The sequence below is a fragment of the Undibacterium sp. Di27W genome, from assembly GCF_049340345.1.
Taxonomy (GTDB): domain Bacteria; phylum Pseudomonadota; class Gammaproteobacteria; order Burkholderiales; family Burkholderiaceae_D; genus Undibacterium.
On sequence record NZ_JBMPOS010000008.1, the window covers coordinates 111,234 to 125,092 of the forward strand.

General features: G+C 50.5%; 13 protein-coding genes and 4 tRNA genes. 5 read left to right on the forward strand and 12 right to left on the reverse strand.

Translation table 11 applies throughout. The annotated features are described in order from the left end of the window. Positions 1–142: 142 nt before the first annotated feature. Positions 143–394 (forward strand): hypothetical protein, encoded by a 252-nt coding sequence (locus ACO0LF_RS17090; protein WP_423016076.1) that lies wholly within the window; start codon positions 143–145, stop codon positions 392–394. Next, complete coding sequence (locus ACO0LF_RS17095; RefSeq protein ID WP_423016078.1) at positions 391–879, forward strand: hypothetical protein; 489 nt, start codon at positions 391–393, stop codon at positions 877–879. Before ACO0LF_RS17090 ends, ACO0LF_RS17095 begins: the two co-directional genes overlap by 4 nt. Before the next feature lie 17 nt (positions 880–896). Here ACO0LF_RS17095 and ACO0LF_RS17100 read toward each other — a convergent pair whose 3' ends face one another. The 4 genes from ACO0LF_RS17100 to ACO0LF_RS17115 all read right to left on the reverse strand — a co-directional run bounded on the left by ACO0LF_RS17100 (position 897) and on the right by ACO0LF_RS17115 (position 6,531). Beyond that, the gene (locus tag ACO0LF_RS17100) at positions 897–1,913 is read right to left on the reverse strand and encodes an alpha/beta hydrolase fold domain-containing protein (protein WP_423016080.1); all 1,017 of its coding nucleotides are present in this window, start codon (positions 1,911–1,913) and stop codon (positions 897–899) included. Continuing rightward, positions 1,906–4,080 (reverse strand): prolyl oligopeptidase family serine peptidase, encoded by a 2,175-nt coding sequence (locus tag ACO0LF_RS17105; RefSeq protein WP_423016082.1) that lies wholly within the window; start codon positions 4,078–4,080, stop codon positions 1,906–1,908. The genes ACO0LF_RS17100 and ACO0LF_RS17105 overlap by 8 nt, the downstream gene beginning before the upstream one ends. Positions 4,081–4,239: 159 nt before the next feature. Further along, positions 4,240–5,361, reverse strand: coding sequence for a WD40 repeat domain-containing protein (locus ACO0LF_RS17110; protein WP_423016084.1), 1,122 nt, complete (start codon positions 5,359–5,361; stop codon positions 4,240–4,242). Between the two features lie 69 nt (positions 5,362–5,430). Then, entirely contained in the window at positions 5,431–6,531 is a 1,101-nt protein-coding gene (locus ACO0LF_RS17115) for a hypothetical protein (RefSeq protein WP_423016086.1), read from the reverse strand. Between the two features lie 214 nt (positions 6,532–6,745). Here ACO0LF_RS17115 and ACO0LF_RS17120 point away from each other — a divergent pair, with 214 nt between their 5' ends. After that, a complete protein-coding gene (locus tag ACO0LF_RS17120; protein WP_423016088.1) occupies positions 6,746–7,660 on the forward strand; it encodes a hypothetical protein in 915 nt (304 codons plus the stop codon). 63 nt (positions 7,661–7,723) lie between these two features. Then, a complete protein-coding gene (locus ACO0LF_RS17125; RefSeq protein WP_423016090.1) occupies positions 7,724–8,332 on the forward strand; it encodes a hypothetical protein in 609 nt (202 codons plus the stop codon). 204 nt (positions 8,333–8,536) lie between these two features. Here the strand turns inward: ACO0LF_RS17125 and ACO0LF_RS17130 are convergent, their stop codons facing one another. The 8 genes from ACO0LF_RS17130 to ACO0LF_RS17165 form a co-directional block, all read right to left on the reverse strand. Then, positions 8,537–9,025, reverse strand: coding sequence for a rod shape-determining protein (locus ACO0LF_RS17130; protein ID WP_423016092.1), 489 nt, complete (start codon positions 9,023–9,025; stop codon positions 8,537–8,539). A 102-nt stretch (positions 9,026–9,127) separates the two neighbouring features. Continuing rightward, positions 9,128–9,565 carry a hypothetical protein gene (locus ACO0LF_RS17135; protein WP_423016094.1) on the reverse strand — a complete coding sequence of 146 codons (438 nt, stop codon included), beginning with the start codon at positions 9,563–9,565 and terminating at the stop codon, positions 9,128–9,130. Positions 9,566–9,935: 370 nt separating this feature from the next. Beyond that, positions 9,936–11,096 carry a hypothetical protein gene (locus ACO0LF_RS17140; protein WP_423016096.1) on the reverse strand — a complete coding sequence of 387 codons (1,161 nt, stop codon included), beginning with the start codon at positions 11,094–11,096 and terminating at the stop codon, positions 9,936–9,938. 19 nt (positions 11,097–11,115) lie between these two features. Then, the gene (locus ACO0LF_RS17145; RefSeq protein ID WP_423016098.1) at positions 11,116–12,429 is read right to left on the reverse strand and encodes an SDR family NAD(P)-dependent oxidoreductase; all 1,314 of its coding nucleotides are present in this window, start codon (positions 12,427–12,429) and stop codon (positions 11,116–11,118) included. 52 nt (positions 12,430–12,481) lie between these two features. Beyond that, a tRNA-OTHER gene (locus ACO0LF_RS17150) sits at positions 12,482–12,553 on the reverse strand. An 87-nt stretch (positions 12,554–12,640) separates the two neighbouring features. Beyond that, positions 12,641–12,711, reverse strand: a tRNA-Ala gene (locus ACO0LF_RS17155). 84 nt (positions 12,712–12,795) lie between these two features. Next, a tRNA-Ala gene (locus ACO0LF_RS17160) sits at positions 12,796–12,867 on the reverse strand. Positions 12,868–12,958: 91 nt separating this feature from the next. Continuing rightward, positions 12,959–13,029 (reverse strand) — tRNA-Leu (locus tag ACO0LF_RS17165). 172 nt (positions 13,030–13,201) lie between these two features. On the opposite strand from ACO0LF_RS17165, the gene ACO0LF_RS17170 reads away from it, so the two are divergent. Continuing rightward, positions 13,202–13,846: a hypothetical protein gene (locus ACO0LF_RS17170; protein WP_423016100.1), complete on the forward strand. Its 645-nt coding sequence runs from the start codon at positions 13,202–13,204 to the stop codon at positions 13,844–13,846. The last annotated feature ends 13 nt before the right edge of the window (positions 13,847–13,859 follow it).

Genomic DNA, 13,859 nt, shown 5'->3' on the forward strand with positions numbered 1-13,859 from the left:
GAATGGATATATTCCGTAGGGTGCGCTATGCGCACCATCTTATGCAGACGAAGAGCCCGCCACGATCACTCCCCAGCTAGTAAAATAGGCATTGCAGCCAAATCAAATTCCTCGCATCCATCATTAAAATCAAGAAATAAAAATGAGCCCGTTTAAATTCTCTATCTCAAACAATGGCACAGACAATCTCGTCGTGTGGATAGAACCATGGGCACATGATTTTACCTTGGAAGCAGGTGAGAATCTCGTGCTGATTTCGAACGACCAGGAGTCGACAATAGATCTAAACAGAGAAAATAATTTATTACAAATTTACCTGAATTCTTCCAGTGGCTTCATTGTGCAGCAAGGCGGCGAAACTCTCCATTGCGGTCATAAACGCAAGCCAACATGAAAACCATATTTGTTTACTGTAAGTCCCTGCTACTGTCCTGCGCATGTACCGCCATCGGCAATGCAGTTTCAGAAATCTGCATCGCCATCTTCATCAGAAATTTTTATCCTGAGTATGGCACCAAGGCATTATCGTTTTTGGATGTAGTCCAAAAATTTGGAAGAGAACTGGCAGAGACTCCTGTCACTCTGATATTAATGACGATAGTTGGTTTCATACCGCTTGCCTTTGCACTCAGAAAACAACTAAGAAAAATCTACTCCGCCTCGATAGTCTGGGGATCTTTTATGGGTATCTATGGGGCGAATTTGCGCTTTATTTGCATGACGCATGCTCTCGAAAATATCCTCAGTTTTTTCTTGCCAACAGACTGGGATCTCTCTGATGTGAATTTCTTCTTTTTCTGTCTCACTGTTCCTCTGATGGTATTGGCGATGATGATCATCTTTTTCCGAAGTAAAGCATGGACGAATCGTGTGACCTGATTCTATACATCACCGCCTCAATGTTTCTTCGCAAAAATCTGCTCCAAGAACTGGCTGACCGCATCGACGGTAGGCTCCAGCCAGGGATCAAATAGCCAAAAACTATGCGGCGTGTCTGGTAGTTGCACATGCTTTGTTGCAATACCCAGAGCCTTCATTTTTCCCATCATTTCTTCACGGCCCAGGCTAAAGCGTTTTTGTGCGCTGCTGATGAACAAGAAGGGAGGAGTGTCTTTGCTGACGTGGGTGAGTGGTGAGGCCTCTTTCCAGAGTGCAGTTTTTTCTGCATAGCTGCCACCCAGCCAGGCACCTGCGGCAGATGTTTTTTTACTGGGATCATCTTCATATTTGCGCGCTTCTTCTGACGTGAAGTCTGACAGACCATCAATATTGATGACAGCCTGCACAGAACTAGACACTGTGCTAAATGCAGCCAGGTCAAACTTCTCCATGTCATTGGTCACGCCGACCAGGGCGGCAATCTGCCCGCCTGCTGAGCCACCAGCAACAGCAATTTGATCTGGCTTGATATGGTAAAGCAGGGCCTGGCTACGCAACCAGCGCACCGCTGCCTTGACATCATGGATAGCTGCCGGATAACGGGCTTGGGCAGACAAGCGATAGCTGATGGCAGCGCATACATAACCCCGTTCTGCCAGGCGTATGGCCAGTGCACCGAGGTTGTCGCGCGTGCCTGAGCGCCAGCCACCGCCATGCACCAATACCAGTGCCGGTCTGGCAGGCAAGTCTGGGGGGCTATTTTGCACAGGCAAGTATAAATCCAGCTGTAAATCTTTGCCTTCACGGCTGACATAGGGCAAGTCCCGCAGTAGCTGGACATTGGCAGGCAGGTTCTGGCTGGCGATCTGGATAAACGGGTAGCTGCCGATGAGTTTTTGATAGGTGGACTCTGCCGTATAAACTGCTTCTGCTGGCGCAGGCTTGCCCGCCACAGCGCAGCCTGCCAGCAAGATAGCAGTAAAAGAAATGAGGATGCCAGCGTTTACAGTACGTGCGATACCAGCCTCAGCCATGCGTATAAGCCAGGATAAAGGCGAATATATCCAGGTTCTTGGCAATGCCGCTTTTCTTGGTGGTCGCTGAATGGCCTGACTCATAATCCACCCGCATCAGGACCGGGCGTTTTGTATCATCATTTTTTTGCAGGCGGGCCGCCATCTTGGCGACTTGCCAGGGTTCTACCCGGGGGTCATTGGCGCCGGTGATGAACAGGCAGGCCGGGTAATGAATCTCTGGGCGTATATGATGGAAGCTGTCCATCTCCAGCAAGGCATGGAACTCGTCTTCTTTCTTGACTGTACCAAACTCTTCATCATTGCCTGGGCCGTTGGAGGTGAGTTCAAAACGCAGGGTATTAAACACGCCGACATCGCCTATGGCAACGGCAAACAGTTCCGGGCGCTCGGTAATCGCGCGGCCTACCATGATGCCGCCAGCCGATGTGCCCCATAGCGCTATCTTGCCACGTGATGTCCAGCCAGCCTTGATCAGGGTTTCTGCCACATCGATGGCGTCGCGCCAGGTATTGGGCTTATTGGCTTTTTGCCCGGCAATGTGCCAGTTTTCGCCCTTCTCGCCACCACCACGTACATGGGCATAAACAATCACGCCGCCCTGCTCCAGAAAAGCCAGCATGGCCCCCTGGAAACCAGGGTCCAGCACGATGCCATAAGCGCCATAGGCAATGATCAGCAAGGGGTTCTTGCCGTTCAGCTTGGTATTGTCTTTATGCAGTATTTCTATCGGTACGCCAGTGCCATCACGTGCCCAGGCATCCTGGCGCGTGGTCAGGAATGAAGCTGTACTGTAGGGGGCTTTGGGTGTCAGCCCTGTATCTCTGGCCAGCAAGTCAGTGCCGGTATGCATGGTCCGCGCTGACCAGGTCAGGTCATCCATGCCAAACCAGGCACCTTCGACGGCGGGGTCACATTTAACCTCCCATACTGCGCCTGTCACAGGCAGTTTGACATCTTCCACCTTGCCTGTGGCAAAGCTGTAGCGCCGCAAGGCACCGACCTGGCCGCGCAACTCATGGATATACAAACCGTCTTTGGCCAGGCTCAGGCTGTCGATGACATGCTCACCCTGGGGGACTACGACCTCACGTTTGCTTTTGTCTGGATCACGGGCGCTGACTTTAAACACTTCACCGCGCTCAGACTTGCCTTTGGCAAGAACATAGACATCATCGCCTGCGGTCACTGCGTGCACTGCGATATCGTCTCTGTCAAACACCGCCGTCCACTTGGGTTTGCCCACAGCCAATTCTGCAACGCGTGTCACCATGCCGTAAGCTGGCCATTCGCCATTGCTGTAGATGGCACCCAGCGCCCAGTCGCTGGCAACATTAGTCAGCACCAGGGGCATTTCGCGCTCAGTCTGGCCCATGACAGGGCCATCATTCCAGCGCAGGGCCAAACTGTCTTGCGCCGGGTCTTTATCTATTCTGTGCAACCAGCTTGCAGTATCAAATGAAAAATCGACTTTGCCCTTGACTGCGCCTTCACGCAGGCGTGAATAAAACAAACCACTGGAATCAGCTAACCAACTGGTCGGCAAGCCATTCAATTTGGTGATCAGTTGATCCTTGCCGCTCTCCAGGCTCAGTACATGCAATTCACGTATCTCATCCCCACCGCTATCGATAGTGTAGGCCAGGTGCTTGTTGTCAGGCGACATCAGCACACCAGTGACACGTTTGGGTGCCTCGGCTTGGGCGTCAGTTTTTTTGCCAGCTTCGGGGTCGATCAACAGGCGCTCTACCCCACCCGCATGCGGACGGGCATACACCTTGGGCACCTGTTGCCCCGGGGCACGGCGCGCAAAAATAAGCTGCGTGCTGGTGACCTGGCGCAATTGTACGTCTGTCGTGGCTGCGCTATAGCGTTGCAGCGATGCCTCTATGGTGCGCCGGCCTGGCAACTTGTCCAGCTTCTGCCGCGCAAAGGTACTCTGGGCTTGCAGGTAAGTGATGAATTCTGCGCTATCGGGTTTTTGCTCCATCCAGCGATAAGGGTCGGCAATGGCCTTGCCCCACAAAGTGTCGGTGATCAGCTCTTCCCGCGCCAGCGGCGGGCGCAAGGACACAGCAGGTTTTCTGGAAGCTGCCTGCACTGCTGCGCTGAGTGGTGAGAGAGCAAATGCGGACAAGGACAAGGTAAATCTGCGACGGCTGATCATCTGCGACTTCCTCTCAGTAGAAGAATGGGAAATGGTGTCAGCGAGTATAGGGGCAATAAGGAGGCGCTGACAATATCCATTGCAAAACTACCGCGCCACGCTACTGAAAAACGACGCTCGCAGGCAGGGGTTTGCAACAGCGGTCAAGGTCCTCAATTACTAGCCCAGCGCATACAAACTCGCGCAGCCATAGTCGGTTTGTACGCCCAGGTATTGCCCTACCCATCCTATGCTACAGCGCTTGACAACATGTTCTATCCTGAAGCTTAATGTGCATTCCAGCGTGATGAAGTCATAAATCTGCATCTTGTTACCGTTGGCAATGGCGCAGAGTTTGCCGTCAGGGGACAAGGCTAGCGTGGTCCTGCCATCAAAGCTGGACGCTGGCCAGCCTGGTCGCAAAGCCATGCTTTGCATGTCAAAGCACAGATGGCTGTTATTACCGTAAGCGGTTTCTGCGATCAGGTAGCCGCCATCGGCCGAGTATTTGAGCAGCTTGATCATCTTGAAGTCACCTGCGATAGTGGCACGCACTGCACCTGTAGCGATCTCCAGCAAGACTATCTCACCTGCGCAGGCGCAATAGGCCAGGGTGGCGCCATCGGGCGACAAGGCTGCTTCCATTTGCGAAGTATGGCCACCATACAACTCATAGGGCAAGGGAAGTTTCAAAAGCTGCTGGCCTGAATGCAGGTCCGTCACCACCAGATGGGGTTCGGCATACCAGACGGCAAGGCTGCCTTGTGCATCAAGACAGCTGACCGGGTGCTGGTTGGGCGCACTCAAGACCGTGTAGGCTGTATCGCCTTTTGCCCATGACAAAACCTGGTGGTCAGCCTTGATCAGCAAGCGCTGCAAGGTCGGTAAATAAATCGCCTTCCAGGCCAGGCGTTGCAGGGGCAGGTCTGGCAAAGCAGTTTGCTGTCCCGAGGCATCAAGTAAATACAGGCGGTCACCAGGTCGGGTGTCGTCAAAACTATTGCATAGCATTTGCCCTGCTATATCCGCAATTGGCAAGGCGCCTGTGTATGCCTTGCTGCGCAGGCGGTGCATGCGTGGCTCACCTGCCTGTGCATCTAGCTGATCCAGTACAAAACCTTTCTTGATCCTGGACCATTCTTCTTTCTCTGCCCACGCAAGGGCAGCCGTAGGCGTATCTTGTGATTTGTCGCTTTCTTTTTCTTTACCTTTCGCACCGCTGCTTACATGAACATTCGCCCCCTCACAAAAGCTGCTCCAGGTTTTATCATTTTCAGAATCTGTCAGGTGGCGAATTCGCATGGTATTGATCGTGTCAGGTTTTATATCAAACACAAAGCCAGTTTGGTATTTGCTCAAATTTTATACAGTTTAATACTTGGAAAAGTAATGCTTCGGCCCTGTAGTTATCACCGCAGCATCATCCCCTATGGCTATAGAGTAAGTGAAAGTACCATTGGGGACTTTTGTTTTTTCCCAGTTCATGCCATCACAACTGTACAAGATATAGTCGCCGTCATTGGTAAAGGAGGATGCAATGTCGGCCACCATTAATTGACCCGCACCAGTCACGATAGCATTGCCGTTAACGTTGTCTGAATGACGTCCCTTGAAGATGGTTTTCCAGGTAATGCTGTCCTTACTGTACATCAGGCTGCCAGCAGAATCTGAAGCAATATACTGACCGTTAACATACTGCATGCCCGTTAGACCTATAGGCCGAGTAGTATCTGCATCCGTGATGATTTTTTGCATTTGCCAGTTATTGCCATCACTACTGACATAAACAACGTCTGGAGTCGAACCACCAGCATAGAATTTCCCGTTGACATATGCACTCCAGCCAAATCCATAGACTTTAAAGTCGGCGACATTTGCTGCTGGTTTCCAATTCTTTCCATCGGCGCTCCATATAATTTTACCGTCACTACCCACAGCAACAAACCTGCCATTACCGTAGGAAAAACCCCATGGTTCAAAGATGGGTACTGCTGATGAAGATGGTTTGGACGCATCAGCAAGAATGGTGTGCTCCCAATGAATACCATCTGATGAGCTGGTCACCGCCATTTGAGGTATTATCCCTTGAGTTGTTAGCACGTCTGTCCGTCCCACCATGAAGAATTTCCCCATGGCATATGTAGGTAAATAGCGTCCTGAAATAAGGGAGGATGAAACGTCAGTCCAGTTTTCGCCATCCCTGCTCAAGGCTGTCTTAGCATAGCCAGTCCCCAAAAAAAGACCATTACCGTAAATGACTCTGTCAAAGCTCGGTATTTTTTGTTTAACGGCATCGACTTCGGTCCAGGTGCGGCCAAACTTGTTGGTGCAAGCTTGTTGCGTATCTGGCCCTGCACTATTGCCAGTTCCGCTAGTAGCTGCAGTATTGGTAGAACTGCCACCACTACCACCGCCGCAAGCAGATAAGAGAAGTGCGAGAGTAAGGGCTGCTGTGTTTTGAAGTTTCATCATGTGGAAAAAAAAGGGCGTCAGAACCAGGCCTGTTGATCATGCAAACAAGCCTAAGAAAATAGGGAAGCAGGGATTGTAACAAAATAAATTTCATATCAACCATCTTGTGCCATATGTATATTTACCGACGAGATCTTATGTAGATGAAAAGGCCAGCCCTGGCGATATAATTTGTTTTTTAAAATAGCTCATTGAATTTCAAAGCAAAACCCTCATGGCAAATATCTATATTTTGGTTCTGGGTGACAATTTTCAGGATCAGTTAGAAAAATACAAGGAATTAGAATATATCGATGCAAATAGCAGGCATATAGTAGAACTCAATGTTCTGGATGAAATGAAGGCAAGGTATGCTAACCGGGCAGGAACGGAAAAGGGCAGTTTTGCTGAGTGGACCATGGAGCACTCCTACCGCCTTCTGGAAAATGGCTGCAAGCCTGATATTGAGAGCATGCACAGGCAGGGTTGGGCGCGGGTGGACAGCGCAGGCCAGGTTATCGAAATTATCAATCGTACTGTGCCTGATGGTTTTATATGGTGGTTCAACTATACTATTCCTGAATTAAAACTGAAGCCGGGGAGGCATGGCATGGTAAGCGATGGCTACACCCCCAAGCATGCCATAGAAGGCTATGCAGGCTGCGCCCGCAAAGGCGCACTTGATTATCAGGAAGTACGCAAGGCAGTGCGTACAGTTGCTAATCAGCGCTGGTGTGATGCCGCCGCTGCTTGTGGATCACAGGTCTGGACACCATTCGAAATTATCTCGACAAAATATAAAATAGCCCATGGTGGCCGCTATTCTGAATCTGAAGCCCTCAGACTATGGATGGGCCAGGCAGCCGTCAAAGCCATGTTAAACATGCCTTGGGTCCATGATGATCAATTGAGAAAATTTTCCCTGCAAGAGCAGAGCATCGCCCATGTTTTTGGCAATCCACGCAGTCATGAAAGTATAGATAAACTCCTGTATTCACGAAACGACTATCTGGAGATGTTCCACTATTTCAGTAACGTGCCCCATAGCATGGTGATCCATGATGGCGTGCTCCTGGATTACATGAGCGATGAATATTTCGACAGCCTGGACGATGACACGATAGTCACTCTCGCCAGTGTGCATATCTGATATGCCAATTCCAGCGACGAAGCCAGACGAACTTTTATTAACTAGCATTGTGAAGGATATGCCGTGAACATGGATTTACCTCAGGCACAGGCGTCATTGATCATGATTTTATCCATGCAAACACCACCAGCACTCATCGTTTCAGAAAAAAATTCGCCTATCAATGACAAAATCCGATCTCAAAAAAACTTAGACGAGTTGGCAAGATTAAAAAATCAGCATATTGAACCAGGCTACACCTATCTCAGCGTCGGGCCACTAGGGATTCCTTCTTTATCATTTAGAGTTCCCACAGATTTTAAGACTTCTGCTGGCATCAGCTCACGTGACGGTAGCGGGAAAGCTGTTACCTATAGAACCCGCAATGGATTTCGCTATGTCAATCCTAATTATTTTTATCCAGCATCTCAAGCCTGTGCTTATCTTGACTTTGACAATGGTGGAAAATTAGGAACATGGGGGCCTGGCTGCTTGATAATCAAAACTATCAAAATACCAAAAAATGGTGTGCTGGGTATTCATGCTACTGGAGATCAATATAGCTACACACCTGGAAAACCAAATACAAAAGATTCATTCAGATTTGTCTTGAGTAATGGTGAGGGAAAAGAAGTCGATGTGACTATTAATTTAGACAGTTATTCTGATGAAACAGACTATAGTCTGAAGTGAAATTTTCTAATTGATACTTTATGGACATAGGCCAGGCGACTTTTACAAAATCAAGACAAGCTGGCTTTCTGTAAGAAGATGCATCGTCAATATATGCAGGTTCCGACTGACATTCGGCCATAATCATTCAAAGTGATGAATCGGAACGATCAAGATGCCGGTGATTTTCTGCGCTAAATCGCACCTACGCAATCTGGAAATAACTCAGTCACATACTCTGCCACGTGAAGAAAACTGTCCTGACAATATCTCTTGATCTGTCAGGTCGGCACCTTGCCAAAGTATGACTTTTGCAGCGCCAACACCGAAGCCAAGCTCACGGAATGCGCGGTTCTCAACCTGGGTAAAACCTCCTGCAGGGCTGCCCTGGGGATGCATGATGAGAACGGGCGACATCTTGAAAGTTGATCCACCCACCAGACGGGACAAGAATGCCTTGATAAGCTGCTGTGCCACGGTAAAGTCAGAAACCAGAGAGCGCGGATGAGCAAAAGGATTAACTACGATGGCGGCATTCTGCGCTGCCGCAGCAGAACGCGCCTCTGCACCTATGCCTATTATTTTCTGATTTGGTGGCGCGCTGATCGCTATTTCAGCTATTTCTGAAATGGTCTGGCCAGACTTTACATCCCGTACGCTCAGACGCTCGGGAGAAATCTGGACGTAGATAGTTGATTGAAGAAAGCTGAACATAAAAGAACTTATTTTTAGAGTAGCAATTGTTGGTTCTGAAGTATACATTCATCTTTAATCTGTACGCTAACGCAAGGACGATTAGCCCAGATAATGTACACCTTATTCATCTGAAACATCAGGGTAACTCAATTTTTCAGTCTCCCATTTATTATCGCCGCGCTTGCGCCATGTCAGTTGCCCAATCAATTCCCCTTCCGGGTCATAGAACCGAAAATTTGCGGGGTCATACACGCCAGGACCTGGTCCATTGTATGAACCAGGATAGAGATATTCAGGCTGCATATAGCCAAAATCACATTCTGCATGCTTGAACATGGGTTGCGCTACATCCATGAACTGGTAGTTATTACCACCGCAGCAAAGCGCCCTTGCTGCACGCAAACGCGACATTCTCCAGCGCAGATAGCTTGCGACTTCTTTCATCGCGATGTCAGCTTCAAGGTGCTCAGTGTTCAGCGGATATTCAATGAATTTACCGCTACGCGCTGCGCCATAAGCGTTTTCAAAGTCGCGCAAATTCGCAATATTTTCAGCCATGCATAGCTGTGCACATGTCTTGCACCAGGCCGGACGCGTCGGTATAGGCAGCAGATGCTCACTATCAATCTGTTGACCTGCGAGCTCAGGGCCAAGATAGTAAAAAGCATCTCTAAAGGGAAAGAGTAAGCTTTCATTACAACTGCTGCAGGTGTATTTACTTGGTAGCATATTCTTCCTTTCAATTACGAAGATATTCCATGTCGCTGATCTGAGGGAACATGCTGAGCAATGCAGCACTTATCCTCTGCAGGAGCGGCTTCAGCCGCAAAAATTTTACCGTATCAGTCATATTGAGCTATAGCAGATTTCGCGACTAAAGCCGCCCCTACAGAATATCTGGACGCCCCAATATTTACTCAGAACCCATTTAGCGATAAACACTCCTGATCATGGCCTGGTCCTGCGAAACAACTTCTCCGCAAAGGGATAGATTACGCTGCAAATGTTCGCTCAGTTCATCAGGCAAGCGACGATCGGTACTCAGTTGAGTCAATTGCATGCTGCGCAGCGCGGCATCAAACAATACCGTATGGCCATGCCTGCTGATGCTATTGCGTGTCACATTAAGTTTGCGCAATGTGGCAGATGCGCCGATCAGGTGTGCGACTTGCACAGCACCGTCATCGCCCATGCAATTGGCTTGTGCACCTAGCACCCTGGTAGAGGGTGCATAACCAAGATTGAGGCTTTGCAATGATGAATAGATGGCGGCGTCCAACAGGGCGCTGGCTCCTTGCTGGCTGATGCCATTGCTCGCTAGTTCCAGGGTATGCAATGTGTGGTTGTCGCGCAAGGCTCCTGCCAGTAATAAAGCGCCTTCATCTCCCAGGCGATTGACGCTCAGGTACAGCGCCTTGATATGCGGTGCTTCGCGCAGCAGGTGTGCCAGATCAGCCGCGCTGGATACTTCCAGGCCATTGCCGCTCAGGTAAAGGCTTTGCAGGCTGTGATTATCGCTGCACAGGGCATCAACGATGGCTTGCACGCCTGATGCACGCAAATCAGTGTTGACCAGGTCCAGCACGCGCAACTGCTGATTGCTGCGCAGCATGTGGGCGATATTCGCTGCACCTTCAGAGCCCAGCGGATTACGCTTCAACCATAGACCAGTAATGTTTGGCGCGCTAGCCGCCAGGGTATTGCCCAGCGCCAGCGCACCTGCAGGCCCTATGTTATTGCAGCCCAGATAAAGCACTTCAAGATGAGGATTGACACTGGCCAGCCCGGCCACCGCAGCGGCTCCGGCATCACCTATGGCGTCCGTCCCCAGCATGAGGCTGCGTACCTGGGTATTGTGTTCTAATGCTTTGGTGATGCTCAGGCAGTGATCAGTACCCAGGCTTTGCTTGCATAGATCGAGGCGGCCATCAACTGTCAGGGTCCCACGCGGAAATTGCTGATTGCCTTGCGCGGTAAGGTTGACACTGAGATCGGCTCTGAGATGCCTGAGCAAAGGGTCAAGCTCAGCCGCATCGCATGGGATGATGCTGACGCGATGCACAGGACACTTGACGCTGTGTTCTTCCATGACTGCAAGTTGTGATGAGTCACCAGGCATAAGCTTCGTAGTCTTTAAGAAAATGGCCAAACAGTGGCGTCTCTGCTTCATTGATACCACGCACGATCGGGTCTACCAGGCGTGCCATGCCATCAATGATATCCAGTGGCGTATAAAAATCCTGCGTTTGCCGCACGTGCATGGCTTGCGGATAAGGTTTTTCATCCGTGATCCAGCCGGTATCCACAGCATTCATATAGATGCCGTCACGCGCCCATTCCTGGGCGCTGGTGCGCACCATCATATTGAGCGCAGCCTTGGCCATATTGGTGTGAGGATGAAATTCTGTTTTGCCACTGCGATTGAATTGCCCTTCCATGGCAGAAGCCTGGATCACAAAGCGGCGCAGATGTGGCGAACGCAGCATTGCCGGTTTGAGGCGGGCGGTCAATAAAAATGGTGCAACGGCATTCACCAGTTGCACTTCCAGCAGCTCCATGGTGGACACTTCATGCAGTTGCTGCGACCATGAATTGCTGGGCCGCTTGTCCAGTGCCTGGCCGTAGATATCGATCTCCTGTTGCGGAAAATAATCTGCATAGCTGGGTAATTGTCCCAGATAATGCGTCTTCGCTTCCAGCAACCAGGGCGTTGGTTCGGCAGCCATCAGGGCCGCATAAAACTCGCGTGGCCGTTTGATGGTTTGCGCCGCATTGTTGACGAGTATGTCGAGGTGGGGCAATTCCTGGTTCAGTTTGCTGGCGAACTCTTCTACATCAGGAATGCAGCGCAGGTCCAGCGCCTTGATGCTCAGGCGCTCTGCCCAGTCGCCAGAGTCTGGCAATTCCAGAAAGCGCCGTTCTGCATCTTGTGGAAAACGGGTCGTCACGATGACATGAGCGCCATCTCGCAAAAAACGCAAGGCAGTCTCGAAACCTATCTTGATGCGCCCACCGGTGACCAGTGCATAGCGCCCGCGCAAGTCGGCGCGCTGCTGACGTTTATTCCAGTTTTTCTCGGCACAAAGCGGGCATAGGGAATGGTAGAAATGATGCAGTTGCTGAAAGCCCTGCTTGCAGACATAGCAGCGTTGTGACCATAGCACTCCACCACTTGCATCACCTGGAATCAAGAGCATGGCTGCATTTTGTTGCGAGCGCACCAGCCCGGTTTGCATGCGTGCATTACGCAATTGTTCTTTGGCTGCGACAGCACGTGTCTGCCTGTGTCCGCGCTTGGCGCCTTTTTGTATCTTGGCAATCAGGGTCTTGAAGCGTGGATGATCATCCATCTGCGAAGGCTCATCTGCAATCACCTGCAGCACCTTCAAGGCGATGTTCAGTTCTTCATCGGTAAATGCCACCGCGGATATCCTCGTCTGTCCATGTGTACACGCAGGGTGCGCGCTGAGTGGTGGGAACGGGTTGGGCTTGAACCAACACCTCCCTCATGCATATGTTGACGCGCTTCCATTACGCTACCGTTCCCGGCGACGATTATAGCTGTGCAGGTTACATAGGTCAAAATTTACGGGCCATGCACATGAAGACATAAGGCCTTCATCTTGAATTGTAGGGAGCAAGCTGGGTTTGAACCAACGCCTTCTGCATGCAATGCAGATGTGCTTCCATTACACTATCGCTCCCAGCGCGGATTATAGCGGAGTAATCTGGAAAGCTGAATATTTCGATGATGATTTCCAGGAGAATCACAAGCTATGAAATTGACTGGGAACGAGTTGGGTTTGAACCAACGCTTTCTCCCTTGCTGTGGAGCCATGCTTCCATTACATCACCGTTCCCGGTATGAAGTATAGCGGAGTGTCTTTGACGCGAGTGAAATCTGGTGCATACAAGGGTGCGCTATAACGCACCCTGCCATCTGAATGGATAGGGAACGAGCCGGGATTGAACCGGCGCCATCTCCTCTTGGTTGAGGTGTGCTTCCATTACACCATCGTTCCCGCTCTGGATTATAACTGAGTGCCTTGGGCAGGGGCGAAAGCTGGCTAACACCTGGGGTGCGCAACAGGCTTACTCAATCTAATTTGCATCCCTCCACTTGAAACGATACCATCACATTTTTTGACGCTGTGTACACCTGCACCGTATGCAGCATATCTCGGGGAGAGAAGAATGGGTTTGGGTATCAGTGTAGGCGTATTGTCGGGACGGGACAATCATGATGCAGATCGTGATGAAGGGCTGGACCCAGGCTGGGCAGCCATCAATGAAGTATTGAATGCAGCAGGCTTGCCTGCGCACGTAGAGCCACGCTCGCTTCCACAGCTGGATTCACGCTCTGAGCTTGATGGCTTTCCCTATTCCTATATCCACTATTTGCGTCGTGCTTACGCCCACCGCAGGGCAGACCCGGCATGGCTGGCAACATCCTTGCCGAAAGGAGAAGACCCAAGCCAGGATGAAGTGCTGCAAGCGGAATATGACTACATGAGCAGTCATTTGATCTGCCATTCAGATGCAGAAGGCTATTATGTACCTGTAGACTTTGAAGAAGTCTTGTTCGCCGACAATGAGAATACTGGCCTGCCAGGCGGAATGCTGGGTTCATCTTACCGTCTGATGGAAGAATTGGTACTGGTGGCACCTGCACTCGGCATTCAGCTCAGCAACGGGCAATTGTCAGATACCGAAGCCGCCCGTATCTGCGCAGAAGCAATGCAGGAAACCACTTGTTATCGCGAACTGGAATCCTGGATACTCTTATTTGAATGCGCTCGTCTGAGCCTGGCACACAAGACAGCCATCGTGTTTTGCTGAAAGCCCCCTGCAC